At 67.7% G+C, this 25836-nt stretch carries 25 protein-coding genes; 6 read left to right on the top strand and 19 right to left on the bottom strand.

The window, feature by feature from the left end:
- Nucleotides 1-38: 38 nt before the first annotated feature.
- The gene (locus tag C5O27_RS11580; protein ID WP_127962757.1) at nt 39-1193 is read right to left on the bottom strand and encodes a sulfotransferase family protein; all 1155 of its coding nucleotides are present in this window, start codon (nt 1191-1193) and stop codon (nt 39-41) included.
- 228 nt (nt 1194-1421) lie between these two features.
- On the opposite strand from C5O27_RS11580, the gene rpsT reads away from it, so the two are divergent.
- A complete protein-coding gene (gene rpsT / locus C5O27_RS11575; RefSeq protein ID WP_006359335.1) occupies nt 1422-1682 on the top strand; it encodes a 30S ribosomal protein S20 in 261 nt (86 codons plus the stop codon).
- Between the two features lie 302 nt (nt 1683-1984).
- On the opposite strand, the gene holA is transcribed toward rpsT, so the two are convergent.
- From holA to C5O27_RS11505, 14 genes are all read right to left on the bottom strand, one after another.
- Nucleotides 1985-2953: a DNA polymerase III subunit delta gene (gene holA, locus C5O27_RS11570; protein ID WP_127962756.1), complete on the bottom strand. Its 969-nt coding sequence runs from the start codon at nt 2951-2953 to the stop codon at nt 1985-1987.
- A 40-nt stretch (nt 2954-2993) separates the two neighbouring features.
- Nucleotides 2994-4550 carry an HD domain-containing phosphohydrolase gene (locus C5O27_RS11565; RefSeq protein WP_006359337.1) on the bottom strand — a complete coding sequence of 519 codons (1557 nt, stop codon included), beginning with the start codon at nt 4548-4550 and terminating at the stop codon, nt 2994-2996.
- Nucleotides 4551-4573: 23 nt separating this feature from the next.
- Nucleotides 4574-5419: a methanethiol S-methyltransferase gene (gene mddA / locus C5O27_RS11560; RefSeq protein WP_006359338.1), complete on the bottom strand. Its 846-nt coding sequence runs from the start codon at nt 5417-5419 to the stop codon at nt 4574-4576.
- Nucleotides 5416-6162 (bottom strand): hypothetical protein, encoded by a 747-nt coding sequence (locus C5O27_RS11555; protein ID WP_075862976.1) that lies wholly within the window; start codon nt 6160-6162, stop codon nt 5416-5418. Before C5O27_RS11555 ends, mddA begins: the two co-directional genes overlap by 4 nt.
- Nucleotides 6163-6221: 59 nt before the next feature.
- Nucleotides 6222-7604, bottom strand: coding sequence for a ComEC/Rec2 family competence protein (locus C5O27_RS11550; protein ID WP_127962755.1), 1383 nt, complete (start codon nt 7602-7604; stop codon nt 6222-6224).
- 2 nt (nt 7605-7606) lie between these two features.
- Nucleotides 7607-8614 (bottom strand): ComEA family DNA-binding protein, encoded by a 1008-nt coding sequence (locus C5O27_RS11545; protein ID WP_075862974.1) that lies wholly within the window; start codon nt 8612-8614, stop codon nt 7607-7609.
- Nucleotides 8615-8735: 121 nt separating this feature from the next.
- A complete protein-coding gene (locus C5O27_RS11540; protein ID WP_006359342.1) occupies nt 8736-9596 on the bottom strand; it encodes a DegV family protein in 861 nt (286 codons plus the stop codon).
- 59 nt (nt 9597-9655) lie between these two features.
- Nucleotides 9656-10363 carry a diglucosylglycerate octanoyltransferase gene (gene octT, locus C5O27_RS11535; RefSeq protein ID WP_244216642.1) on the bottom strand — a complete coding sequence of 236 codons (708 nt, stop codon included), beginning with the start codon at nt 10361-10363 and terminating at the stop codon, nt 9656-9658.
- Between the two features lie 38 nt (nt 10364-10401).
- Nucleotides 10402-11115 carry a histidine phosphatase family protein gene (locus tag C5O27_RS11530; RefSeq protein ID WP_006359344.1) on the bottom strand — a complete coding sequence of 238 codons (714 nt, stop codon included), beginning with the start codon at nt 11113-11115 and terminating at the stop codon, nt 10402-10404.
- On the bottom strand, nt 11112-11474 hold the full coding sequence (gene rsfS / locus C5O27_RS11525) for a ribosome silencing factor (protein ID WP_035751282.1): 363 nt from the start codon (nt 11472-11474) through the stop codon (nt 11112-11114). The genes C5O27_RS11530 and rsfS overlap by 4 nt, the downstream gene beginning before the upstream one ends.
- Nucleotides 11475-11495: 21 nt before the next feature.
- Nucleotides 11496-12185: a nicotinate-nucleotide adenylyltransferase gene (gene nadD / locus C5O27_RS11520; RefSeq protein WP_035751281.1), complete on the bottom strand. Its 690-nt coding sequence runs from the start codon at nt 12183-12185 to the stop codon at nt 11496-11498.
- Between the two features lie 30 nt (nt 12186-12215).
- The gene (locus C5O27_RS11515) at nt 12216-13610 is read right to left on the bottom strand and encodes a vWA domain-containing protein (RefSeq protein ID WP_127962753.1); all 1395 of its coding nucleotides are present in this window, start codon (nt 13608-13610) and stop codon (nt 12216-12218) included.
- Nucleotides 13610-14533, bottom strand: a complete 924-nt coding sequence (locus C5O27_RS11510) for an AAA family ATPase (RefSeq protein ID WP_006359348.1) — start codon at nt 14531-14533, stop codon at nt 13610-13612. The genes C5O27_RS11515 and C5O27_RS11510 overlap by 1 nt, the downstream gene beginning before the upstream one ends.
- The gene (locus C5O27_RS11505; protein ID WP_127962752.1) at nt 14533-15816 is read right to left on the bottom strand and encodes a glutamate-5-semialdehyde dehydrogenase; all 1284 of its coding nucleotides are present in this window, start codon (nt 15814-15816) and stop codon (nt 14533-14535) included. The genes C5O27_RS11510 and C5O27_RS11505 overlap by 1 nt, the downstream gene beginning before the upstream one ends.
- Nucleotides 15817-16195: 379 nt before the next feature.
- On the opposite strand from C5O27_RS11505, the gene C5O27_RS11500 reads away from it, so the two are divergent.
- Complete coding sequence (locus tag C5O27_RS11500; protein ID WP_035751273.1) at nt 16196-16432, top strand: YgaP family membrane protein; 237 nt, start codon at nt 16196-16198, stop codon at nt 16430-16432.
- 119 nt (nt 16433-16551) lie between these two features.
- On the opposite strand, the gene C5O27_RS11495 is transcribed toward C5O27_RS11500, so the two are convergent.
- Nucleotides 16552-16842, bottom strand: coding sequence for a metal-sensitive transcriptional regulator (locus tag C5O27_RS11495; protein ID WP_006359351.1), 291 nt, complete (start codon nt 16840-16842; stop codon nt 16552-16554).
- A gap of 133 nt (nt 16843-16975) precedes the next feature.
- Between C5O27_RS11495 and C5O27_RS11490 the strand changes: the two genes are divergently transcribed.
- The 3 genes from C5O27_RS11490 to C5O27_RS11480 all read left to right on the top strand — a co-directional run bounded on the left by C5O27_RS11490 (nt 16976) and on the right by C5O27_RS11480 (nt 20272).
- Nucleotides 16976-19138, top strand: a complete 2163-nt coding sequence (locus C5O27_RS11490; protein WP_006359352.1) for an MMPL family transporter — start codon at nt 16976-16978, stop codon at nt 19136-19138.
- Nucleotides 19139-19216: 78 nt separating this feature from the next.
- Complete coding sequence (locus C5O27_RS11485) at nt 19217-19621, top strand: DUF302 domain-containing protein (protein WP_006359353.1); 405 nt, start codon at nt 19217-19219, stop codon at nt 19619-19621.
- 45 nt (nt 19622-19666) lie between these two features.
- Nucleotides 19667-20272, top strand: coding sequence for a mycothiol-dependent nitroreductase Rv2466c family protein (locus C5O27_RS11480; RefSeq protein WP_006359354.1), 606 nt, complete (start codon nt 19667-19669; stop codon nt 20270-20272).
- A 233-nt stretch (nt 20273-20505) separates the two neighbouring features.
- Here C5O27_RS11480 and C5O27_RS11470 read toward each other — a convergent pair whose 3' ends face one another.
- From C5O27_RS11470 to C5O27_RS11460, 3 genes are read right to left on the bottom strand one after another with little or no spacing between them, the layout of a single operon-like run.
- Nucleotides 20506-21294 (bottom strand): HNH endonuclease family protein, encoded by a 789-nt coding sequence (locus C5O27_RS11470; protein ID WP_127962751.1) that lies wholly within the window; start codon nt 21292-21294, stop codon nt 20506-20508.
- Nucleotides 21295-21350: 56 nt separating this feature from the next.
- Nucleotides 21351-23606, bottom strand: coding sequence for an ATP-dependent DNA helicase RecG (gene recG / locus C5O27_RS11465; protein ID WP_127962750.1), 2256 nt, complete (start codon nt 23604-23606; stop codon nt 21351-21353).
- A complete protein-coding gene (locus C5O27_RS11460; protein WP_127962749.1) occupies nt 23603-25252 on the bottom strand; it encodes a DAK2 domain-containing protein in 1650 nt (549 codons plus the stop codon). Before C5O27_RS11460 ends, recG begins: the two co-directional genes overlap by 4 nt.
- Nucleotides 25253-25529: 277 nt before the next feature.
- On the opposite strand from C5O27_RS11460, the gene rpmB reads away from it, so the two are divergent.
- On the top strand, nt 25530-25721 hold the full coding sequence (rpmB, locus tag C5O27_RS11455) for a 50S ribosomal protein L28 (protein ID WP_127962748.1): 192 nt from the start codon (nt 25530-25532) through the stop codon (nt 25719-25721).
- Nucleotides 25722-25836: the final 115 nt, after the last annotated feature.

The following is a 25836-nucleotide window of genomic DNA, read 5'->3' as shown; positions in this document are numbered from 1 at the left end:
GTTGGCCGACCGTGTCGTGCGCGCCATGCGCCGGCGCCTCACTGCGAACGTCGCATCGCGAGGGCGCGGCGCTTGACTCGCCGCAGGACATTGGCTGCGCGCGTCTTCATCGGCGGTCCGACCTTGGGCAGCGGCGCGGCGAGGACCATCGAGGCGATCGTGTCGAGAGCCACGTCGAGCACCTCGCGATCGGAGGGCATCGGCGCGTCGTCGGCGGCACCGTCCGCCGACACCTCGAGGTCGGCGAGGTCGCCTGCGACGTCGTATCCCGCGCTGCGTACCGCCTCCACCATCGTGGCCGCCTGCGCGGCGGCCCACTGCCGGTGTTTGACCGTCAGCCCCTGGGGCGCGCCCGAGCGCGCCTCGAACAGGATCTCGCCGATCACCTGCCCCTTGATGATGCGTTCGTACCGGCGCCATTCGATGGTCTCCGGCTGCAGGCGCTGGTTCAGACCGCGGAGGAACTCGGCCTGCGACGCCGACAGCGAGCTGTTGAGGCTGGGCACCGGGATGTTCAGCGGTGCCGCGTCGACCTCCAGGACGCGGAGGAAGCGATCCCAGAGGGCGTCGCCCTGCGCCGGCCGACCGCGCGGCACGGTCACCACGTGGACGCGTTCGGGTCCGACGAACTTCGCCCACTTGGCGAGGATGCCGACGTGGTCCTGGAACTCCCAGAACGGTTCGTCCTCGACGAGCGGACCGGCATTCTCCGCGGACACCTCACCCACCGTGTTCGATTCCGCCGCGAACGCGACCGCGTCGACGAACTCGTCGAAGGAGGCACGCCGCTGGTTCTTGACGTTCTCCTGCCAGACCGACGGGAGCTGGCGGGCGAGGTCGCGAACCGTTGCGATGACGTGCACCTCGTCGGCGAACGACAGATCGGCCAGGAGCCGCTCGATCTGCTCGCTCGTCGCGGTGCTGTAGAGCTCATGCGACAGCAGCGAGGTCTGGGGCCAGGCCCGCATCTGCCCGAGCAGCTTGGGCCACACCCCGGAGAAGGCCGGGTCGGCCCAGTCGAGGTAGCGCTCTGGCTGGAGGTGGACCGCGGCGTGGAAGTGATCGGAGATGACGTTGCCCGGATAGAGCAACCCGGACGTCTGCAACGCCAGGTCACGGTTGCGCCAGAGTCGATCCTGCAGGTGCGTGGTGCCGGTCTTCGGGAGGCCGATGTGTACGTAAACGACGGACATGATGACTCGAGCCTAGACTTTTGCCCACGATGATTCTTTTCGGCGCGCATCGGCCCGACGACGGATTTTGGGCTGACTGATCCCGGCTGGTAATGTTGTCCGCTGTTGCGGTGACGCCGTGAAGATCCTTCACGCGCCGACGCCGCGCGGTGCGAGTTCGGGCCAACCGGTCCGCCGCCCGACCAGAAAAGACAGACATATCCACCAGCAACGACAGAGGTAACACGCGTGGCGAACATCAAGTCTCAGATCAAGCGCAACCGCACCAACGAGAAGAACCGGCAGCGCAACGTGTCGGTGAAGTCGGCCCTGCGTACCTCGATCCGTAGCTTCCGCGAGGCCGTCGAGTCCGGCGACAAGGACAAGGCTACCGAGCTCGGTCAGGCTGCGAGCCGCAAGCTCGACAAGGCCGCCAGCAAGGGCGTCATCCACGCCAACCAGGCCGCCAACAAGAAGTCGGCCATCGCTCTCGCGGTCAACAAGCTCTGAGCTGACCCACTCCGACCTCCGGGTCGCCTCGGCGCATGGCGCGCCGCCATATGTTCATACTCACGATCACCCCGGTAGCATCCACGCGGTTGCCGGGGTGATCGTCGTTCTTCTCTGCTGAGAGACACCGTCCGCCCGGCCGCGCGCGGTTGAGTCGCTCCCCTCGCCTGGGTGAGAAGTCGTCCCCGTGACTGGCGCCCGAGGGCACATTGCCCCCGCTATCGCGTCAGGGGGACGAGTTTCGACGCCGATCCGCTGACCGAGACTCGGCCAGTCGGCAGTAGCCGATACCTACTGCCGACTCAGTTCCGACGACGCCCGTCCGGCCGGAGATCTGCAACCGCGGCGACGGCGTAGGTCAGTGCGTAGTCGGCATCGGCGGCCTGTCCCTTGACATCGCCGTTGAGTTTCGCGACCACCCCGACCGCGCGGGCGATCGACTCCGAGTCCCATGCCTTGGCCTTCGCCTGCACGCTCTTGACCCGGTTCGGCGGCATGCCGAGTTCGGAGGCGGCGGCGAAGTGGTCGATCGACCCCATCGGCCGGATGCGGGCGATGGCGTGGACGGCTTCGGCGAGGGCGTCGGCCAGGAGTACGCGCGGCACTCCGTGGTGCAGCGCCCAGGCGAGCGACTCGAGTGCTCCGGCCCGGTCCCCCAGGACTGCTTTGTCGGCGACCTCGAAGCCGGTCACCTCGGACCGGCCCTGGTAGTACAGCTGCACGCTCTCGCGGTTCACCTTGCCGCCGGTGTCGGCGACGAGCTGGGCGCATGCGGCAGCGAGCTCACGCAGTTCGGAACCGACACTCTCGACGACCTGCTCGACGACGTCGGCGCTGACCTTCACACCGAGTGAGCGGAACTCGTTGCGGACAAAGGTCATCCGGTCCGATGCCCACTTCGGCGCGGTGGTCGCGTGCTCGACGGCGCCGGCCTTCTTCAACGCCGGAACCATCGACTTTGCGCGACCGCCACCAGAGTGGATCACCATCAGCGTGATGCCGTCGGGCAGGGATGTGGCCGTAGCCGCGATGAGCGCAGCCGGCTCCTTGCCTGCCTCTGCCGCCGCTTCGATGACGACGATGCGTTCCTCGGCGAACAGCGACGGGCTGAGCAGCTCGGCGAGCTCGTGCTCGCTGACGTCACCGGCACGCACCCGGGTCACCGGGACCTGGGTGCCCGCTTCCTTCGACGTCGCCTCGGCGACCGCGGAGATCACCCGGCCGGTCAGGAAGTCGTCGTCTCCGAGGAGCAGGTGCAGGCGATCGGTCACCCGCTCATCGTGCCAGATCGGGCCGACATGGCTGCGGGGACTACGACGACCCCGCGAGCCCGTTCTCCAGTGCGTACAGGCTGGCACCCACCCGGTTCGACGCCCCGATCTTCGTGTACGTCCGCTCGACGTGGTTGCGCACCGTCTTCTCGCTCAGAACGAGCTTCGACGCGATGTCCCGGTTGGACAGCCCACGCGCGACGAGTCCGAGGATCTCCCGCTCCCGCCGCGTCAACGCGTCGCTGTGCCGCGCCCGGGTCCGCGCGTGTCCGGCGGCGGCGAGAACGGCCTCGACGCAGTCGGCGTCGAGTTCACCGCGATGGGCGCGGCGCTCGAGCCGTGCGACCGCCTCGTCCGTCGACATCGCCGCCCGGTACGGCCGGGGTTCGACCGCCGACCGATACGTGACTGCGGCAGCGAGAATACGCTCCGGCTGCCCGAGCGCCGGTCCGTTGAGTCCCAGTGGATAGCCGGTCCCGTCGAGGTGCTCGTGGTGGGTCCGGGCGATGCGTGCCACGTCCCGGAGACCCGGGATGCGCGTGAGGACGCGGTCGGTGAGATACGGGTGCATGCGGACGCGCTCCCACTCCGCCGCGGTGAGGTCCCCGGCCTTCGACCAGATCTGATTCGACACCCCGATTCGCCCGACGTCATGAAGCCACCCCGCACGACGAGTCGCGTCGATGTCCGATCGTTCGACACCGAGGTGCCCCGCAGCCGATTCGGCCAGCGCCGACACTCCGCGTGAATGCCCCAGCGCGAAGGGACATTTCAGGTCGACGAAATCTCCGATGGCGAGCAGCAGATGGTCCAGTCCCGGATCGTCGAGACGGAGCTCGGCATCCGGCGCGATCGCCAACGCCAGCTCCCACGGATCGTCGGAGTCAGCCGGGAAGAGAGTCGCGGGATCGTCGACGAAGGCATCGACGACGTCGGGATCGAAGTGCCCTCCCCGCCGGCTCCGCGCCATCGCGACCGCTCCGTCGACGCCATACGTGCGCTGGTGGACCTCGGCCATGTCGGCCAGTTGTGCCACCCGCATCTCGATCGGGATCTCCACACCGGACACCCCGCCGGGAAGCCCTCCCCCGTCGAAGCGCTCGAACGTGTAGGTGATCGCCTGCTCGACGTCGGGACCCAGTCCGATGTGGCCGGCCAGCGCAGCCGCCGACAGGCAGTGCGAGTGCACGAGTGCCGCGATATTGCCGCGCGAATCCCGGAAGAGTTCGGCCATGATCTTCATCCGATGCGGAAGTGATTCTCCGCGACCGAGATTGCCGATGAGGAAACGCAGATACGGAAGTCCCGACCAGTCGACGAGATAGGCGTCGCGGCGCACCGCGATGTCGTCGCCGAACCAGCGCGCGTACTCGGCGGAGTCGGCGTGACAGCCGATCCACATCACGAGCGTCGCGTAGTAGACGGTGTCCTGTTGCGATCGGTCGAGCCCCAGCCGGCGCGCCAATCGCGTGGCGATGACCGCCGACCGCAGCATGTGCTCTGCTGGCTGACCGAGTCCGAGGTCGATGGCGACGGACAGGCCGGCCAGCACCTCGACTCGACGCGGAAGCACCCTTTGCGGGCTCATGACGTTCATTGTCGCGCTCATCGCCTCGGGTGTCAGGCGACTCGCGCGTGCGCCGGCCCCGACGCTCGACGCGCACGCAGCCCGGGCACCAGCATCGGGACGCGACGCCGATACTCGACATAGTCGTTCCCGAAGTCCCGGATCAGATCCCGTTCCTCCAAGTGGATACCGATGAAGATGTATCCCGTTGTCGCGCAGGCGAACAGAAGATGTCCGGCGGTCATCGTCGGGGCCACCCAGAACGCGATGACGAAGCCCAGGTAGATCGGGTGTCGCACGATTCCGTACCAGAGGGGTGTGATGAACCGATACGGCGGGAGCGGCCGCCGACGCGCGTTGGCGACCACCTGTCGCAGACCGAACAGGTCGAAGTGGTTGATGAGGAACGTCGAGGTCAGGACGAGGACCCAGCCGAACAACGACGCCGCGACGAGGACCCACCGCAAGGCCGATGTGGAGACGTCCCACACGGTGGTGGTGATCGGATGCCACCACCAGAGCAGAGCTGCCAGGCACGCGGTCGCCGCCAGGACGTAGGTGCTGCGCTCGATCGGCTGGGGCACGATGCGCGTCCACCGACGTTTGAACCCGTCGCGCGCCATGACGCTGTGCTGCGCGGCGAACAGCGTCAGCAGTCCGAGGTCGACCACCACCGCCGCCACGACCCCCGTCGACGGCCCGCCACGATCGATGGTCCGCGGCACGATATCGACGCCGCCGAGGACGATCGAGGCGTTCTCGACGAACGCGATCGCCCACAGGAACACCACCAGGAAGGCGACGTAGGCAGTCACCCCATAGGCGAGGTAGACGGTGCGGGTGAGAAGGGTTGCCGCCGGGGCGGTGTCCGTTGGCGACGGCGATTCCATCGTGGTCATGTCTGTACTCCTGTGTCGGTGAAGGCGTGCGTGGTGTCGTTTGCGGCGTCGGGTGCATCGAAAGCCGATCGGCCGACGAAGAACAGTCCGCGTTGCGGGAGGGGGATGTCGCCGATGCTGATCTGTTCGTCGAGTGGTGCGGGAGAACCGAAAGTCTCACCGTCCAGCCACGCCCGGCTGTCGGCGACGCGCCAGACGTACAGCGGTGTCCCGCGGAACTGCGGCCCGTTGGGGGTCCGGGCGCACATGCGGATTCGGCCGGCGCGCAGCATGAGCGTCGCCATCGGCCCGACGGCGTGCAGCATGGTCCGGCTGCGCCACGCTGCGGTGGGCGTCGCACCGCTCAGCGTGGTCATCAGCCTGGTCGCCGGTGACGAGGCCAGCTCCACCGTCCAGCGGAGCGTGTCGCCCATCGTCACCTCGAACGTCTGGTCGTCGGCCCATCCGACATTGATCGACGGAACGCGCCGTGTGGTCGCGCCCGCGCCGAAGTAGCGTGGGCAACTCTGGTCCGGCTCGGTTGTGGTGTAAAGCGTCCAGAGGCCGTGCGGATCTCGATGCCAGACGGACCGATACGCGGGTCCGATGGAACTGGCGACCATGTCGCGCAGGGCCAGATAGTGGCTCGACGCAAACGGCAGGCCCATGACGCCGTACCCGGCGAATCGCTCGTCATCGCCGTCGGCGAGCCGTGGGTGAGCGCGGGCTTCGGTGACGACTTCTCGGGGTGTATGTGTGTTCATGACCCCAGCGTCGTCCGCGACCCGCCTCACCCGCGTGGGGCATCTGCCTCAACTTCTCCTCACCCGAACACCTCGACACTGGCCCACCCCGGACCGCCGAGGGTGTGCGCGCACCAGATCATCCACCACAGTTCCGGCCCCAGCGCACGGACCAACAGTTCCGCGATCCCCGCGCCGACCCCATCCGGTGGACCGATCGCACCCACGAGGGCAGCAACGGTACCGACCACACTGATGACCGCGACGACGGGCGCGACGAGCAGATTGGCGACGATCCCGACCACCGACAGCTGACCGGTGACCAGCACGACGATCGGAGCGGCGACGACTTGCGCGGTGACCGCCATTGCGATCACCTCCGCCAACCCCGGTGGACACCGCCACCCCCGCAACCGATCCCGCAGCCGCGGTGCCCACAGCACGATGGCGCAGGTGGCCGCCACCGACAGCGCGAAGCCCGGTTGCAGAGCGAGTTCCGGCCACCACAGGAGACCACCGATCACCGCGGCCCCGAGAGCCGGCATCGACTGCGACCGACGCGACGCGAACAGCGCCAGCACCCCGACCGCACCCATCAGCGCTGCCCGCAACACGCTCGGCGTGGGTCGGACGAGCATCACGAATCCGACGATCACCACCAGCCCGACGACCGCCGCGGCACGCGGTGGCACCCCGATGCTCCGGACGATGAGAAGCGCAGCGCCGCAGACGATCGCGAAGTTCGCCCCGGACACCGCCGTGAGGTGGCTCAGTCCGGCGGCGCGGAAGTCGTCGCGCAGATCCTCGTCCACGCCGCTCTCGTCGCCGAGCACCAGACCCGGCAGCAGACCCGCGGCCTCCGGATCGAGGCCGCGGGTGGCCACCAGCTGCAGGCGTTGCCGGATCGATCCGGCGACTCGCTGATACGCGGGCGGGCCGCCGATCAGCTTCGGAGTCGAGGCGGTCAGCGATGCGACGAGGAGCGTTCGGCTCGGCGGTGGCCGTACCTTCACGACCGCGACAACCCGTTGGCCGGGCAGCAACCCCGACCATGCCCGCGCCGCGGCACGCAGGTCCGCGGGCGCGGACGTAACCCGCTGACCGCCAATCTGTTCGACGCCTACGCGTACGCGAATCCGCCCCTGCCTCGCCGGTCCGATCGGGGTCGGATCGCTGCGCAGGGTCATGACCGCCGTCGCCTTGCCCGACACGTGTGCCAGCGGGTGGTCGGCGCGCGCCTCCTGCCGGAGCGCGAGCGATGCCGCACAAGCGGCGGCCAGACCGGCTCCCACGACGACGAGCCCCACCAACTCCCAGCCGAACCGGCGGGAACCGACGACACCGACGACGGCCACCAGTGACGCGACGATCGCCATGCCGACGCCGACACCAACGGGGGCCATCAGACCGCACGCCGTCACCGACCACACCACCACCGCCGGCACCAGCAGCCGAAAGTCCATCCTCAGACCGTCACGAGGTCACGAAGTCTGGCCAGCCGCGCCGGACCGATCCCGTCCACCTCGGCGAGCTGACCCACAGACATGAAGCGGCCGTTGCGTTCTCGCCAGTCGAGGATCGCCTTCGCCGTCACCGGCCCGACCCCGGGCAGCGCATCCAGTTCTGTCTCGGTCGCCGTGTTCAGGTTGACCCGACCGCCGGCCTCCGCCGCCGACGACGCCGGTGGCGGACTGCCCGGGCCCGCCGAGGGACCGGGCGCCGGCGCAGCACCTTCCGCACCGACCACCGCACTGCGCATCGACATCTGCCCCTCACCACCGGCGTAGCCCACGAGGACCTGATCGCCATCGCGCAGGACCTGAGCAAGATTCAGCGACAACAGATCCGCACCCTTACGGGCGCCACCGGCCTGTTCGATCGCCTCCGCGACCCGTGCTCCGGGAGCCAGACGAACCAGTCCGGGTTTGTTCACGAGGCCGACGACACTCACGACCAACTGCGCCGGCGTCGTACTCGGTTGCGCGGCAGTCGGCGCCGACACCTCTGACGTCGACGACGGTCCGGGTGCACCGAAGTCCACCACCGGCGTCGTATCCGTTCCGCGGAACAGTCCGAATCCCGCCACGACGCAGGCGATCACCCCGACCGCGATCAGCGCGATCGCCGCGGGCGGTGCCACGGCAAAGCGTCGGCGTGCAACAGGGTCGTCGTCCTCGTCCCAGTCCCCGCCCGGAGAGTCGGCGTCCGGGTCGAGCACGTCGTCGAATCGCCCGACCCGACCACGCCGCGGTGGCGACGGCGACGGCGACGGCGGCGCATCCAGCCACGTCGGCATCCCGCCGATCCCCCAACCGGGATGCGCGGGCTCCTCGACTGCGACAGCCGCGCCCGGGTCACCGACACCGGGCGGCGGGTCGGATTCGGCAGCGGCCGGAGACAGATCCCGACGAGCCGGCGGCTCGACGACCGGTCCCAGACGGTCCAGCGGATTCCGCCGTCCTGATGCGCTCATGGCGCCACACGCTAGGGCGGTTCAGTGCCGAATCGACGTGGCCCGGCGCGCAGCCGAGAGATCTGTGGACAGCAACCAGACTGTGCACCGATTCCCGATTCAGGTCCCGACCGGACCGCGCTCAGCTCTCCTCGAGCCCTTCGATCGGGTCGAGGTGCGAGGCGATGACGATACCGACCGATCCGGGACCCACATGGGAGCCGAGGATCGGTCCGAGGTCGACGGTCAGCTCGGAGGTCACCATCCGTAGACGGTTGCGCAGCGTGGCGAGGACTTCCGCCGCGACGTCCGGGGTCTCGCAGTGCTGGACGCCGACCGTGACCGCGCGTCCTCCTGCGGATTCGACCGCCGCGTCGACCATCTTGTCGAGCGCCTTGGAGAAGGTGCGGTGACGTTCCTTGAGCTGGAGCGTGCCGTCGACCATGTGCAGGATCGGCTTGATCGACAGTGCCGAACCGAAGAGCCTGCCGGCGGCGGAGATCCGGCCGCTCTGGCGCAGGTTGTCGAGCTGCTGGACGCACAGCAGCGAGTCGACGGTCGCGGCCTGCCGGATCGCGGACTCGTACACGCGATCCCGGTCGGCGCCGTTCGCGGCCGCCTGCGCCGCCCCGATGGCGGTGAAACCCACTGCGAGACCGACGGATCGGGAGTCGACGATGCGGACCTGCCCGGAGAACTTCTCGGCTGCCAGCCGCGCCGAGCTCCACGTGCCGGACAGCTTTCGCGACATGTGCACCGCCACCACGCCGGCACCTTCGCTCGCTTCGAGTGCCGACTCGAAGTACTCCGTCAGTTCACTCGGATTGGCACCCGAGGTGGTCACGCCCGGTGTCGACACCACATCCTCCGGGATGTAGTCGACGCCCTCGCGGTAGTCCTTGTCCTCGATCGTGACATGTAGCGGGACCTGCCGGATCCCGTAGTGCTCGGTGACCGACTCCGGTAACCGAGACGACGAATCTGTGACGACGACGACAGGCACCCGTCTACGTTAGCCGGTTCACCGGTCGGACCTCACATGGGAGTCGCGACGTCCGTCGACTACGTGTTCGCCCGACTCTTCTCGACCACGGGCGTCACCAGATCAGCGATCTGACGATGACAGGAGAAGCCCCAGTGGATGCCGTCCGGGTTCATCTCCGCCGCCGGATCCTCGAAGGCGTCCCGCGTCACCGGATAGAAGTCGACGCAGGGCAACCCGTGCTGCTCCGCCCACCGCGCCATCGCCGCCGTCGTCGGAATTCGGCCCGTGTGGACATGGCCGTAATACGGGCTGCTGTGCGTCGGCGGGAGGCACACGACGATCGGCAGATCCGGACGGAGCTGTGAGAGGGCCTCATGGATCTTCTCGAGATATTCGACGGTCACCTTCGGCGGCAACGCCAGCGGCCACCCCAGACGCGCGCCACGGGGTTGCACCCACGAGTACGCGTCACGCACCAACTGCCGCAGCCGATTCGGTCGCACGTAGCGAATCTGCTCGCGCAGCGCGGTCGGCAGCGGCGAGGGCAACGTGTCCATGCCGCCGAACGCCAGCACGACGACATCGGTGTGCGGCACGGTGGCCCAGATGTTCGGGTCCTGGGTCAGCGCCCACCAGACGTCGCGGCTCGTCCAGCCGATCCGGCCGAACAGCTTCACCGGCAGGTCCACGTCGGCGCCGACGAGTGACGGCCAGATCCGCGGATCGTTCGCGGGCAGCCCGCCGACCGGACCGTAGTAGGCCAGCGAATCGGACAGGACCATCATGCAGCGCTCTCCCGAGGGGGCGCCGCCGTTCACGTCGGTCACTGAACGGCGGGGTCCGAGTCCTCGGCCGACGCGTTCCACACGTCGAGCCGCCACCGCGGAAGGTCGCCGGGCACACCATGGCCCGACAGCTGCACCCAGCTGGTGTTCGCGAGACCACCGAAGACCGGCCAGTTGTCCACCGGCAGACCGAGGAGCGCCGCGGTCATCGCCGCGATGACCCCACCATGGGCCACCAGCACCACCGGCGCCTCGGGATTGTCGCCGACACCCCAGTCCGGCAACTGCTCGATCAGCTCGTCGACCAGCGGAGTGGAGCGCCTCGCCACGTCGACGCGGCTCTCGCCACCCGGCGGCGTCCAGGTCGCGTCGTCGCGCCACACCGCGCGTGCGCCCGGCATGACCTCGTCGACGTCGAGATGCGTAAGACCCTGCCACTCGCCGAGATGCGTCTCTCGAAGGCGCACATCGGTTGTCACCGGAAGGCCGGTTCGCTGCGCGAGAGCCTCCGCGGTGTCGCGGGCACGCTTCAGGTCCGACGACCAGATCACCAGCGGTTGCCGCTTCGCCAGTTCGTTGGCGGCCGAATTCGCCTGCCGCACACCCAGCTCGGAGAGGTCGGTGTCGAGCTGGCCCTGCATACGGCTGCCCGCGTTGTACTCGGTCTGCCCGTGGCGCAACAGGATCAGCCGCCGGACGACCGGGGTCAGACGCTCGACCGAAGTGTCGTGGGTGTCGGGACCCCCGCTCACGTAAGTCCTTCGACCTCGACGACCGGGCAGTCCTTCCACAGACTCTCCAGCGCGTAGAAGCGGCGCTCGTCGGTGTGCTGGATGTGCACGACGATCTCGGCGTAATCGAGCAGCGCCCAACGCCCCTCACGGGTGCCCTCGCGACGCAGCGGCTTGTGCCCGGCCTCGCGCAACTTCTCCTCGACCTCGTCGACGATCGAATTGACCTGTCGCTCGTTGTCCGCCGACGCGATGACGAAGGCGTCGGTGATCACCAACTGTTCCGACACATCGATCACCGTCACCTCATGGGCGAGCTTCTCCGCGGCCGCCAGAGCAGCCACCTTGGCCATCTCCAACGCTTCAGCTGACGCAGTCACACAAGTCCTCTCGAAATTCCCTCAGGGCTCGACACCCGCTCGCTCCGCTCCCGGCGCGGACACCCCGGGCGACGACGCCCGAGGCGCACGATACAGCTTCCTCTTCGCGATGTACTGCACGACGCCGTCGGGCACCAGGTACCAGACCGGACGACCCTGCGCCGCACGTGTGCGGCATTCGGTCGACGAGATCGCCAGCGCCGGGATCTCCAGCAGGTGCAGCGTGTCGTCCGGCATCTGCGCGAGATGCTGGGCCAGATGGGTGGCGTCGAGCTCGTAGCCGGGCCGGCTCACGCCCACGAAGCGAGCGAGGTCGAACAATTCCTCCCAATCCTGCCAGGACAGGATCGACTCCAGCGCATCGGCGCCGGTGATGAAGTACAGCTGCGCGTCCGGCAGTTGCTTCCGCAGATCGCGCAACGTGTCGACGGTGTAGGTGTCGCCGTCCCGGTCGATGTCGACGCGACTCACGCTGAACTGCGGATTCGACGCCGTCGCGATGACCGTCATCAGGTACCGGTCCTCGGGCGGACTCACCGTCGTGTGCTCGCCCAGCTTCTGCCACGGGCGCCCGGTCGGGACGAAGATCACCTCATCCAGTTCGAAGCGATGAGCGACCTCGCTCGCCGCCACCAGGTGCCCGTTGTGGATCGGGTCGAACGTGCCACCCATCACGCCGATGCGGCGCGCACGATGGCGGTCGGTTGACATGGACGGTCAGTCTACGCGGTGACGCCGCGCTCAGATCGGCAGCAGGTCGGCGATGACCGTGCCGAGCTGTGTCGCATTGCGGCATTCGAACATGTCGATGACCTCCGCGTAATCGGTGGCGGCCGAGTCACCGGTCCCCCAATGCTCCTTCGCCTCGGGATTCAACCAGTAGGCGTGACGGGCACGTTCGACGAGTTCGGCGAGAGCATCGACGTGCGCATCGTGATAGTTGTTACGGCCGTCGCCGAGGACCAGCAGCGCTCCCCGATGCGTCAGCGTCTCCGCATAGTCACCGACGAAGCCGGCGAGCATGTTCCCGTAATCCGAATGCCCGTCGCGCGTCGAGATCCGTGCAGTCGAGATCATGTGGTGCATCGCCGCACCGAAGTCCTCTTCGCCGTGGTCGAAGAACTCGGTCACCTCGTCGACGGTGTCGACGAACGCGAACACCCGCACCTTCGAGAACTGTTGCCGGAGTGCGTACACCAGTCGCAGGGTGAACTGGCTGAACCCGGCGACCGACCCCGACACGTCGCAGATGATGATCAGCTCCGGGCGGCCGGGACGCGGCTTGCGGTGACTGAGTTCGATCGGGACACCGCCGGTGGACATCGACGCACGCAGGGTCTTGCGCACGTCCACCGCACCGCGATGGGCCCGGCGTCGTCGCGTCTCGAGCTTCGCCGCGAGCAGCCGGGCCAGCGGCTCGATGGTCTTGCGGATCTCCACCTGCTCCTTGGCGCCCGCGGACAGGAAGTTGACGTTCTCCGGCAGCGGCGGCACCGCGTACGCGCCGACCTTGTCACGGCCGTTGCGGTCGGCCATCCGACGCTGCGTCTCGCGTTCGATCGCGGCCCGCAGATCGGTGGCCTTCTGCCGGGCGGCCTGCCGGTACAGCGGCTCCGTGCCCGGCCGGCCCGCGTCGCCCTCGCCGTCCCCGGCCATCGCCGCGGCGATCTTGGCGATCAGCGTCTGCGGGCTCACCGCGGAGATCGCTTGGTAAGCCGAGAAGGCCTCACCCTTCGTCGAGCCATAGCGTCCCAGCTCGTCGACGATCATCGCAATCGCCTGCTCGAGTCGACCGTCACCGGCCGCCGGGTCGTCGGCCAGCATCTCCGCGAGCGCGTCCCGTACCGCCTCGACCTCGAGGTTGCCGTCCTCGTCGCGCGGCAGGTCCTCGGTGATGGTGCGCATCCCCGCGCCCACCGGGAACCACAGATCGAAGACGCGGTCGAAGACCCCGCGATGCGAATTGTCGACGAGCAGCGTCGTCGCCAGACCCTCGCGGAGGCGGGAGCGCTCCAGCAGGTCGAGGACCTCCATCGCGCTCGCCGCGTCGATCAGGGCCGACGGCCCGACGACGATCCCGCGACGGCGCAGCTCGTCGACGAAGTCGGTGAGGTGCGCGACGAGCGGAGTCGTCATCAGCCCAGCTTGAGTTCTTTGAGAGCCGTCTTCAGATCGGGCCGGTGCTTGAGCACCACACCGAGCGTGCGCGCGATGAGGCCGTCGTCGAGGCCGCCGCGCTTGGTGTCGGCCTGCTCACCCGCACCGAGTGCGAGCAAGGTGTTGGCCCAGTCGATCGTCTCGGCCACCGACGGCTTCTTGCGGATGTCCAGCGTCCGCAGCACGCCGACGATGCGCACCAGCTCCGCGCTCAGCGACGCCGACAGATTCGGTACCCGCGATGCGAGGATCTCCTTCTCCCGCTCGGCGTCGGGAAAGTCGATGTAGAGGTACAGACAACGACGCTTGAGCGCCTCGGACAGTTCACGGGTGGCATTCGAGGTGAGCAACACGATCGGGCGACGCTGCGCGGCAACCGTTCCCATCTCGGGGATGGTGATCGCGAAGTCGCTGAGGACCTCGAGGAGCAGACCTTCCATGTCGACGTCGGCCTTGTCGACCTCGTCGATCAGCAGCACGGTCGGGCCCTCGCGCGAGATCGCCTTCAGCAGCGGACGCGGCAGCAGGAACTCGTCGGAGAAGATGTCGGTCTTCGCCTCTTCCCAGGCGCGGTTGCCGGTGGACTGGATGTGCAGGATCTGCTTGGCGTGGTTCCACTCGTAGAGCGCCCGCGCCTCGTCGATGCCCTCGTAGCACTGCAGGCGGACGAGTTCGGCGTCCGTGGCCGCGGCGATCGACTTGGCCAGTTCGGTCTTGCCGACACCGGCGGGCCCCTCGACCAGCAGCGGCTTGCCGAGCCGGTCGGCGAGGAAGGTCGACGTCGCGGTGGCGTCGTCGGCGAGGTAGCCGGTCTCACGCAGCTTCGAGACGACGTCGTCGACCGACGTGAACGACGGGACGACCTGCGGTCCGGAGGCGGTGTACTCGGCGGGGGTCGTCATCAGGCCGGCCGAACGTGGCCGTTGCCCCAGACCAGCCACTTGGTGGAGGTCAGTTCGGGCAGGCCCATCGGGCCGCGGGCGTGCAGCTTCTGGGTGGAGATGCCGATCTCGGCGCCGAACCCGAACTGCTCGCCGTCGGTGAAGGCGGTGGAGGCGTTGACCATGACGGCGGCGGCGTCGACGAGGCGGGTGAACTCGTCCGCGGCCGCGAGGTCGGTGGTGATGATCGCCTCGGTGTGCCCGGTGCCGTAGGTGTCGATGTGCGAGACCGCGGCGTCGAGATCGTCGACGACCTTCAGCGCGATGTCCATCGACAGGTACTCCTTGTACCAGTCGTCCTCGGTGGCCGGTTCCATGCCGGGTTCGTCGCCGTGGATGACGACGCCCTGGGACTGCAACACCTGGGTGATCCGGGGCAGCGCGTCTGCGGCGACGGCCTTGTCGACGAGGACGGTCTCGGCGGTGTTGCAGACACTCGGCCGGCGCGTCTTGGAGTTGAGGATGACGCGGACGGCGACGTCGAGGTCGGCGAGCGCGTGCACGTAGACGTGGCAGTTGCCGACGCCGGTCTCGATGGTCGGGACGGTCGCGTTGGAGACGACGGCCTCGATGAGTCCGGCACCGCCACGCGGGATCACGACGTCGACGAGCCCGCGGGCGCGGATGAGTGCGGTGACGCTCGAGCGATCTTCGCTGGGCAGCAACGACACCGCGTCGGCGCTGACTCCCTTGGAGGACAGGGTCTCCCGCAGGATGCGGACGAGTTCGGCGTTCGACGACCGAGCCGACGACGACCCGCGGAGCAGCACCGCGTTGCCCGACTTGAAGGCGATGCCGAACGCGTCGACCGTGACGTTGGGACGCGCCTCGTAGACGATGCCGACGACACCGAGGGGAACCCGGAGCTGTCGGAGCTGGAGTCCGTTGGGCAGGGTCTTGCCGGCGACGACCTCACCGATGGGGTCGGGCAGGACCGAGACCTGCCGCAGACCGTTGGCGATGCCGACGACCCGGGCTGCATCGAGACGGAGACGATCGAGCAGGCTCGCCTCGGTGTCCGCCTCCTCGGCGCGCTTGATGTCCTCGGCGTTGGCCGCGAGAATCGTCTCCGTGGCGGCCTCGATGGCGTCGGCTGCCGCGAGCAGGATGTCGTTCTTGTCCGCTGTCGTCAGTCCACCCAGCGAGCGGGATGCCGATTTCGCAGCTCTGGCGAGTCCGAGGACGACCTTCTCGGTGTCGGACTCGCCTGTTGCGACGGAGGGCTCTGCGGTGGGTGCGCTCATCAACTTCCTCGACTTCGCGGGTGGTCGCCGCGACGAGGTCGTCGCGGGAGATATGCCGTTCTCAAGAGTAGCGCCGGCCCGCGCACGTCCCCAAAGAGATCCGGTCCGGTCAGGCGCGGGACCACCACTTCGAGCGTCGGGACGACTCTTTTGCGTGCCCGTCGCACCACTGGGAGTCGGGGACGCGGCGCTTGAGGGCGTCGACATGACGACCACAGCCCGACCAGGTGGTCTTGCCACACGTTCTACAGGTCACCGGTTGACACATGTTCTGAGAGTCCTTTCGTCTGCACTCGCCGTAACTATACCCCAGGGGGTATATTGGTCAGAGTAATCGTCCCTTGACAGTCAGACGACCCCGGAACAGAAAGAAGAACCCATGACCCCCACAACCGAGACCCACCAGCCCCGATTGACCGTGGAGCGGATGGTGCCCGCGCTTGCGGGCGTGATGGTGACGGTCAGCGTCATCCTCGTGCTGACGGTGTCCCCGTGGTGGACCGTGCTCACCCTCTTCGTGGCCGCGAATCTGCTGCTCTACAGCGCGGTCGGGTGGTGCCCGGCCAGCCTGCTCATGGCGAAGGCCGGACTCCCGCGCGCCTCATGTCCACGCTGAGGGCCCAGCACCCGACCCGCGAACACCCATCCGACGATCATCGAAGAGGGAGGGCCGATTCCTCGGCCCCCCTCTTCCGTTCCCGTAACCGTCACCCGGCGGGCGTCCGGGCCCGCCCCTCACGCCAGGGCGAGGAACAACTTCTCCAGCTCCGCCTCCGACAGCGGGGCCCGCTCACCGTCCACAGCCTCGACGCACTGCCGCATCCCGGACGCCACGATCTTGAAGCCGGCACGATCCAGAGCTCGTGACACCGCTGCGAGCTGCGTGACCACGTCCGTGCAGTCCCGACCCGCCTCGATCATGGCGATCACGCCCGCAAGCTGGCCCTGAGCGCGTCGAAGCCGATTCAGGACAGCACCCATAGCCTCGTCGTCGACGGCCGCACGGACCCTCACATCACTGGTCATTCCGACCCCTCCTGTCTCGGCATTCCGCCGTTTCCGCAACCGATCGATATCGGCCCCTTGACCAAGGATACCCCCAGGGGTATGTTCGACGCCAGATCGGATACCCCTAGGGGTATAAAACGAAAGGATTCTCATGTCGTCGAATTCGGCCTTGTCCGAAGACGAAGCAGCACCTGATACCTCGGGTCCCACAGCCGGGCTCCTCGGACGCTGGGGCGCGACGATGGCGGGTCGCGCCCGTTGGGTTTTCGGCGTCTGGGTCCTGCTCCTGGTGGTCCTGGGAGCGGCGGCACCCTCGGTGTTCTCCTCCCTCGCCGGCGCCGGATGGCAGGCCAACGGGTCCGAGTCCGTCCAGGTCCGCGAGCTGGCCCAGCAACACTTCGGCGGAAACTCCTCGGCGGCGGTCCAGGTGGTCGTCCACTCCGACCGTGACCGCGTCGAGAGCCCCACGGTCCAGGCCGTCGTCGGACAGATCACCGAACTCGCGGCGACCGATGACCGATTCGCCCAGGTCGTGCCACCACAACCGGGGATGTCCATCAGCCCCGACGGTCACACCGGCATCGTCCTCATCGGCGCTGCCGCCAACACCGACGACATGGTGCGGGCGGTCGACGAACACAAAGACGAGCTGACCGGTCTGTCCGGCAACGGCGTCGAGGTCTATCCGACCGGCGCGTCGGCGTTGTGGAGTGACTTCAACAAGGCCAATCACGACGCGATGATCAAGGCCGAACTGTTCTCCTGGCCCGTCACCCTGACCATCATGGTGCTCGCCTTCGGATCGCTCGTCGCTGCCGGACTCCCCCTGCTGCTGACCATCGCCGGACTCGTCGCATCCGCGGGCGGACTGGTCCTCCTCAACCAGGTCACCCCGATCTCCGTGTGGGCCATCAACTTCGCCATGATGTTCGCCCTGGCCCTGGGCATCGACTACGCACTGTTCATCGTGTCGCGCTTCCGCGACGCAATCCGCGGCCACGCCGACGACATGCGTGCCGCGGTCGCCGAAACCATGGACACCGCAGGAAAAGCGGTGTTGCTCTCCGGCATCACCGTCCTGGTGAGCCTGTCGGCGGTGCTGCTGGTTCCCGCACCCGCGGTGCGCACGATGGCCGTGGGCATCATGCTCGCCGTCGTCTTCGTCCTGGCCGCCACCCTGACCTTGCTGCCCGCCGCACTGGGCAAGCTGGGTCCCCGGGTCAATGCGGTGTCGTTGCCGTATGCCCGCCGCCAGCAACACCGTTCACCCGTGTTCGCCCGCTGGGGACTCTTCCTGCACCGTCACCCCTGGACGGTGGCCGCCGGCTCCCTCGCTGTTCTCATCGCGCTGTCGATCCCGGTGTTCGGCCTGAAGGTCGCGATGCCGTCGATCACCGTCGTCCCCGAGGACGCGCCGGTGCGTCAGGGCTACGAACTCGTCCAGTCACAGATGGGCGAGGGCGCACCCGGCATGCTGCAGATCGTCGCACCCGCCGGCGAGGCGCAGCAGACCGCCGCGATCGCCTCCAAGTCGCCGGGGATCGAGATGGTGACCCCTCCGATGCCCGCCGCTGACGGCTCCGATTACGTTCTCATGCAGGCACTTCCGTCAGTCGACCCGTCCGATGAGCAGATGGGCACGATCGTCGACGACCTGCGCGGCGCCCTGCCGAGCGATGCACTGGTCGGTGGCGCACCCACCGAGAACCTCGACCTCCAGCAGGCCCTGAACGACTACTTCCCGCTGGTCGTCGCCGTCATCCTCATCCTGGGCTTCGTGTTGCTCCTGGTCTCGCTGCAGGCACCGCTGATCGCACTGATCGGCACCGTGGTCAGCCTGTTGTCGACGGCAGCTGCCTTCGGCGTGGCAAAGCTCATCTTCCAGGACGGCCACCTCGCGGACCTGTTGGGCTTCACACCCCAGGGCTTCCTCGACGGGTGGGGACCGGTGTTCTTCTTCGCGATGATCTTCGCGATCGCGATGGACTACACGGTCTTCCTGCTCGCCACCACGAAGGAACACTTCGAGCGGTCCGACAGCGCAACAAGTGCCCAGGTCGACGGGATGGCCCATTCCGGCCGGATCATCTTCGCCGCGGCAGCGGTCATGGTGGCGGTGTTCTTCACCTTCGCCCTGGCCGAACCTCTCCCCCCGAAGGAGATGGGCATCATCCTCGGTGTCGCCGTCCTGCTGGATGCCGTTCTGATCCGCCTCACCCTGCTTCCGGCGATGCTGCGGATCACGGGCCGCGCCGCATGGTGGTCACCCGCCTGGTTGCGTCGCGTCCTCCCGAAGATCAGCTTCGCGCACTGACCCCCGAACCGGTTCCGTCCCGGGCCAACGGATGACAACCCGTGTGGCCCGGGACGGGGCCGATATGAAAGGAAGACAATGTCACTCGCACTCAGCACCACGATGAGCGTCCCCTTCGACGAAGCGGTCGAACGCACGCGCGCCGCGCTCGCCGACCAGGGTTTCGGCGTCCTCACGGAGATCGATGTCCAGGCCACCCTGAAGAAGAAGCTCGACGAGGACATGGAGCCGTACCTGATCCTGGGCGCCTGCAATCCGCCTCTGGCCCACCGAGCACTCGGGGTCCAACGTCAGATCGGATTGTTGTTGCCGTGCAATGTCGTCGTCCGGTCGGACCCGGACCACCCCGGCACGACACTCGTGGAGGCGATGAATCCGGCTCTGATGGTTCAGGTCTCGGGAGAGCCCGACCTCGAGTCCGTCGCGCGCGACGCCGCCACGAAGCTGCAGGCCGCGATCGACGCCCTGTCGGATCAGTCCTGACCCCGACGACCCCGGAAAAGAATCCCTGACACGACAGGAGTTGTCATGACCCGCTTCGACTTCTACTTCGATCCCGTGTGCCCCTTCGCATGGGCCGCATCGCGATGGCTCACCGACCAGGCCGAGAGACACGATGACACCGTCGCCTGGCACGTGATGAGCCTGGCCGTCCTGAACGAGGATCGGGAGCCCGCGTCGGACCAGCAGCGCCGGCAATGGGACACCTCGCGCCGTCTCGGCCGGGTCTTCATGGCCGCCATCGCGAAGAACGGCGCCGATTCGGTTGAGCCGCTCTACACAGCGATGGGCCGCCGCATCCACCACGCCGGTGATGAGATGACCCCCGCTGTGGTCGCCGAGATCCTCGCCGAGGCCGGGCTCCCTCCCGAAGTGGCCGACGCCATGGACGACGACTCGTGGGACGACACACTGGGAACAGCGCACCAGCGGAGCCAGGAAGCACTGGGAGAGACCGGCGGCAGCCCCATCACCGGCATCAACGGCACCCACTTCTTCGGCCCGGTGCTCTCCGACATCCCTACCGGCGACGAGGCGCAGGCGCTCTACTCCGCGATCACCACAATCGGTGCCACCTCAGCGTTCTCGCAGCTCAAGCGTCCCACGGGTGGGCGACCGACGTTCTCGGCCTGACCTGGTCGAGCGCTCGGCCAGCGGACCGGCCCGGCCGCACTTAGGGTGACGAACGAGTGTGGAGCCGGGTTGGTGAGGAGTGTCGGACGTGCCGAACCGCCCTCTACGGCATGCTGTTCCTCCGCGAACCCGCCGGACTCGCCCGTCTCGGGTGCATCTTTCTCATCCTGGTCGGCGTCGTGGGATTGAATCTGCTGCACAACGCATCCGGTGGCGAAACCGCCTGAATCACGTCAACCGGCGCAACTGAGCGCGTCGGCGAGCACCTCCCGTGACTCCACGTCGATCGTCAAACCGTATGTCACGCTGACGGTCACGAACTGGATCGCGTACTGACACCAGAACCCGCGCGCCGGCGGCATCCAGCGCGCCGGTTCCGAGTCACTCTTGTCCTGATTCGACGCCCCGTCGACGGCGACCAGGTTGGCCGGATCGTTCGCGAACTCGAGTCGTCGGCCGAATTCCCACGACCACGCGCCCATGTCCCAGGCGTAGGCCAGCGGCACGATGTGATCGATCTGCACGGTCGACGCCCCACGGTCACGACGGAACACAACGAACTCGCCGCTGTACGGACTCCGGAACTCCCCGGCGACAACCGCTCTCGGGCAACTCGGGACCGGTCCGGCCCGGATGTCCTGCAGATCGCGGGCCAGGATGTCGTTGCGGGTGTCGCATCCGTTGCCACCGCCGGCCACGGCCACCGCATCCGTCCACGCCGAGCCGAACGCCCTCCGGTCGTAGTCGTCGCGGTCCGGACGCTGCGCGTACACGGGGATGGACGCCAAGCGCGCCAGTGCTTCTCGCGCCGTGGCCCGCACCCGCGGGTCGGTGTCGGGGCGCGGACCGAAGCCACCCGACCCCACCGCGACCACGATCGCCGTGACCACCGCGAAGACCAGCAACCACCACTGCCTCGCCGACCACGACCCGGATGCCGAACCGTTCCGGCCGATCCACCGCAGACGCATACGCAACCGCCGCAGCGTCGGCGAACGGAACGTCGCCTCGTGAAGGACCATGGGACTTTGACGTAATGCGGTCCCGCACGGTTCCACAAGCGGGTAGCGACCGCCGGTCAGGACTTGTCGAGATACGCGATTTTCTGCGGAACCAGAATCCCGTCGACGAGATCGGCCAGTGGCCGGTGATGCAACAGCGTGATGTCCTCGCTCACGACGTCCTCCGCGAGTCCGCGCGCGTCTTCGATCACCTCGACGTCCTCGAGAAGCGACAGGAACCGCAGCGAGGTGTTGACACCGGACTGCAACGAACCGAGCAGGTCACCTTCGCGACGTTGCTCGAGGTCGACGCGGGCGAGTTCGAAGCCGTCGTTCGACCCGGCGACCGCGCGCAGGCGCTGCATCGACCGGGAGATCTCGTTGCTGTTGGTCATCAGCAGACATAGCCCCGCATGCTGCCCACGACCGACGCGGCCCCGCAGCTGATGGAGCTGACTTACACCGAACCGCTCAGCGTCCACGATGACCATCGTGGTCGCGTTGGGCACGTCCACACCGACCTCGATGACGGTGGTGGACACCAGGACATCGACCTCGCCGCGGCCGAACGCGTCCATGATCGCCGCCTTCTCCTCCGGCGCCAGACGGCCGTGCAGCATCTCCACCCGACGATGCGCGAACGGACCGGCCACGAGGGCCTCGTACTGCTCGACCACCGACGTGGTCTTCGGCCCCTTCTCGCCGTCGGGGCCGGGTTCGGGTTCTGGTGAGTCGTCGTCGCCGATGCGCGAGCAGACGACATAGACCTGGCGGCCGGCATCGATCTCCTCGTTGGCACGCGACCACACCCGGTCGACCCAGTTCTGCCGGCCCATCGGCACCACCGACGTCGAGATGGGCTGACGTCCGCGGGGAAGCTCACGCAGGACAGACGTCTCGAGGTCGCCGAAGGCGGTCATCGCGACGGTGCGCGGGATCGGCGTCGCGGTCATCACCAGGAAGTGCGGGATTCGACCATCACGCCCCTTGTTGCGCAACACATCACGCTGTTCGACGCCGAACCGGTGCTGTTCGTCGATCACGACGAGGCCGAGGTCGAAGAACTCGACCTTCTCCTCGAGCAGGGCATGGGTACCGATGACGATGCCCGCGGTACCGGTCACCACGTCGAGCAGTGTCTCGCGTCGTCCCTTGGTCTTCATCGACCCGGTCAGCAGGGCGATGCGGGTCGCCCCCTCGGCCGCGGTCAGCTCGCCCCCGTCGGCGAGGTCACCGAGCATCTTCTTCATCGTCCGGTGATGCTGCGCGGCAAGCACTTCGGTGGGTGCGAGGATCGCGCACTGGTATCCGTTGTCGACGACCCTCAGCATCGCGAGCAGCGAGACGAGGGTTTTACCGGAACCCACCTCGCCCTGCAGCAACCGCGACATCGGTTGCGCGAGCGCGAGATCCTCGGCGAGTTCTTCTCCCACCGCAACCTGACCCTCGGTGAGCGTGAACGGAAGACGTTCGCGCAGCTTGTCCTCGAGACCGCCGGGCACATGCGGGCACGGCGGCGCCGAATCGCTGCGACCCGCGAGGCGTCGTTGTGCGAGCACCGTCTGGATCGCCAGCGCCTCATCGAATTTGAGTCGATGCGAGGCGACCTTCACGTCGTCCTCGGAGTCGGGCAGATGGATCTTGCGGATCGCCTCGTCGGTCGAGACGAGCCCGCGCTCACGACGCTGCGCATCGGTCAACGCGTCGGGGATCGGCGCGCAATGGTCCAGAACCCGGCGCACCGCACCCAGGATGTCCCAGGTCTGAACCTCTTTGGTCGCCGGGTACATCGGCAGGATCTCGCGGTCGAACATCGCAACGAGCGGATGAGCACCCTCTTCCCGGGCGATCTCCTCCTCGACGGCGTACATCTCGGTCAGCATCTTGGAGCCGACGACGTGGTCCTCGATCTCGGGATCACCGTCGGGCAGGATCATCCACTCCGGATGCGACAGCTGGATCTGCTCGCGGAAGTACTTGACCGTGCCGGCCATCATGACCCGGGCCCCGGGGCGCAGCTGGTGGCGGATGAACTTCGGGTTGAAGAAGCTCGCCTCGTAGACCTCGTTGTCGTCGGTGACCTTGACCTTGAGGAACTGGCCGCGACGACTCTTCATCTGGATCAGGTCGGACTTGGTGATCCGGCCGACGATGGTGAGCCACTCCCCCGGCTCGGGTCGCTGATGGTCGGCCACGAGACCACGCCGGATGTACCGACGGGGTGTGTAGCGCAGCAGTTCCCCGACCGTTGTCACGCCGAGTCCTGCGAGCTTCTCGGCCGGCTTGGACCCGAGGACGTCGGACAGCGAATCCGCCAGAGCGAGTTCGTTCACTCGACACCCACCTGCAGCAGATCGCTGCGCTGCCCGGTCCGGTAGACCGCGAGCTCGATACCGGGGTGACTGCGGCGCATCTGCTCGCCGACGGCCTCGAGCGCGTCCTCGTCGACGTCGGTTCCGGCGAGCACCGTCACCAGTTCACCGCCGGTCGCGAGCATCAGGTCGATGAGCGCGGTGCCCGCGGAGGTCTGATCGGGCGCCACCACCAGGACGTCGTCGCCGATCAGTCCGAGTACATCGCCGACGTCCGACATCCCGGCCAGCGTCATCATCTTGGTGGTCGCGAGTTGCAGCGACCCCCACCGCGCACCGGCGGCGGCCTCGGCCATCGCGTAGGCGTCGACATCCGGGATCTCGCTCGGGTCGTGCACCGCGAGCGCGGCCAGACACTGGGTCATCGACGACGTCGGGAGCATCAGCACCGACCGCTGCGTCGAACGCACCTCGGTGGTGACAGTGACCAGATCCTGAGAGCTCAACGCGCCGTTGGCCATCACGACGACATGCGCACTGTCGGTGTCGCGGATCGCCTGCCCCAACGCGCGTGCGGTCAGCCCGTCGTCGGCACGGAGGACGGTCGCCCCGGCCTCGGCGAAGAGGTCAGCGGCACCCTCACCGGATGTGACCGCGACCACCGCACGCTTGTGCCGGGGCGGGGGCTCGTTCGAATCGATTTGTGCGCGAATGGCATCCAGTGCGAAACAGCTGATGCGAACATCCGACAGTCGCCCCAGTCCCGCGCCGGCCTCCACCGCGGCACCGGGTTCGCAGGTGTGGACGTGAACGGAGAAGCGCTCGCCCTCGCCGCTCGAACTGTCGCCGACGATGACCACGGCGTCGCCGAGTTCGTTCAGCCGTTCGCGCAGTCCGGCGATCTGGTCCCCGGCCGCGCCGTCGAGCAGGTACATGACCTCGAAGTCCTGATCGCTGCTCTCCACGCACGAGTCGTCGACACCGTGTCCGAGGGTCGCACTGTCGGTGAGGATGCCCCGATAGCGGCGTCGACGGTTCGCGACACCGGTGATCACCTGGACCATTGCATCGACGATCACGAGGAATCCGCGACCGCCGGCGTCGACAACGCCTGCGGACGCCAGAACCGACAACTGCTCCGGTGTGCGTTCGAGTGCCTCGGCGCAGTCGTCGGCGATGGCCCGGACGATGTCGGCGGCGGTCTCCTTCTCATGCGCCGCGGCCGCCTCGGCGGCCACCCGCACCAGCGTCAGCACCGTGCCCTCGCGAGGTTCGCTGACCGCACGGGTCGCTGCCAGCGATCCCAGGCGCAGGCCGAGCGACGCCAGGTCGCCGAAGGTCAGGGAGTCGGTGTCGCCGAGGATCTCCGCACCGTCGGCCATCCCGATGAGAACCTGAGACAGGATGATGCCCGAGTTCCCGCGGGCCTGTGCCACCGCACCGTCGGCCATCGCACGGGCGACCTGCGGCAACGTCGCGTCATCCGGCGCGGCAGCAGCGGCCTCCGCGGCAGCACGCATGGTGAACAGCATGTTGCTGCCCGTGTCCGAATCGGGGATCGGAAACACGTTGAGGTCGTTGATCTCGCCCCGCGACTCCTCGAGCCGGTCGACACAGACACGAGCCCAGTCGCGCAGCAGCTGCGGGTTGATGGTGCGGGCGATCACGCGATGACCCTTTCTCGCTCTGACGTGGGCTTACGACGGGGCTGGGTCGCGGGCCGACAGGACTGGCCGGAAGGATGTGTGTCAGATTACTCGGCGTCCCCGACGACCCGGGGACGTCCGCACCACGAGGTGAGGCACACCGACCCGGATTTGGTCACACCCACCCGAGCTGGTTATCCTTGCAGGGTTGCCTTTCGGTCCACGCGCACACCTTCCGGTGGTGCCGATCCGGAAGGCTGACCACGAGACCATATTCATCTATCAAGGGAGTTCGACGATGGCTGCCGTCTGCGACATTTGCGGCAAGGGCCCGGGCTTCGGCAAGTCGGTGTCTCACTCGCACCGCCGTACCAACCGCCGCTGGAACCCGAACATCCAGTCTGTTCGCGTCGAGGTCGCCCCGGGCAACCGCAAGCGTAAGAACGTCTGCACCTCCTGCCTGAAGGCCGGCAGGACCGCAGCTGTCTGATCTCCTCCTCACCCGCATGCGGGTGACTTGGGGTTCCGAGAGCACAAGACCCGATGCCACCGAGCGCAAGCTCCCCGGCGTCGGGTCTTTGGTGTGCGCGGGATAATGTTTCGCG

It is taken from the genome of Gordonia alkanivorans (assembly GCF_004011905.1).
Classification (GTDB): domain Bacteria; phylum Actinomycetota; class Actinomycetes; order Mycobacteriales; family Mycobacteriaceae; genus Gordonia; species Gordonia alkanivorans.
Note: the sequence above shows the minus strand (reverse complement) of the source record. Positions and strands in the feature narration are given on the sequence as shown.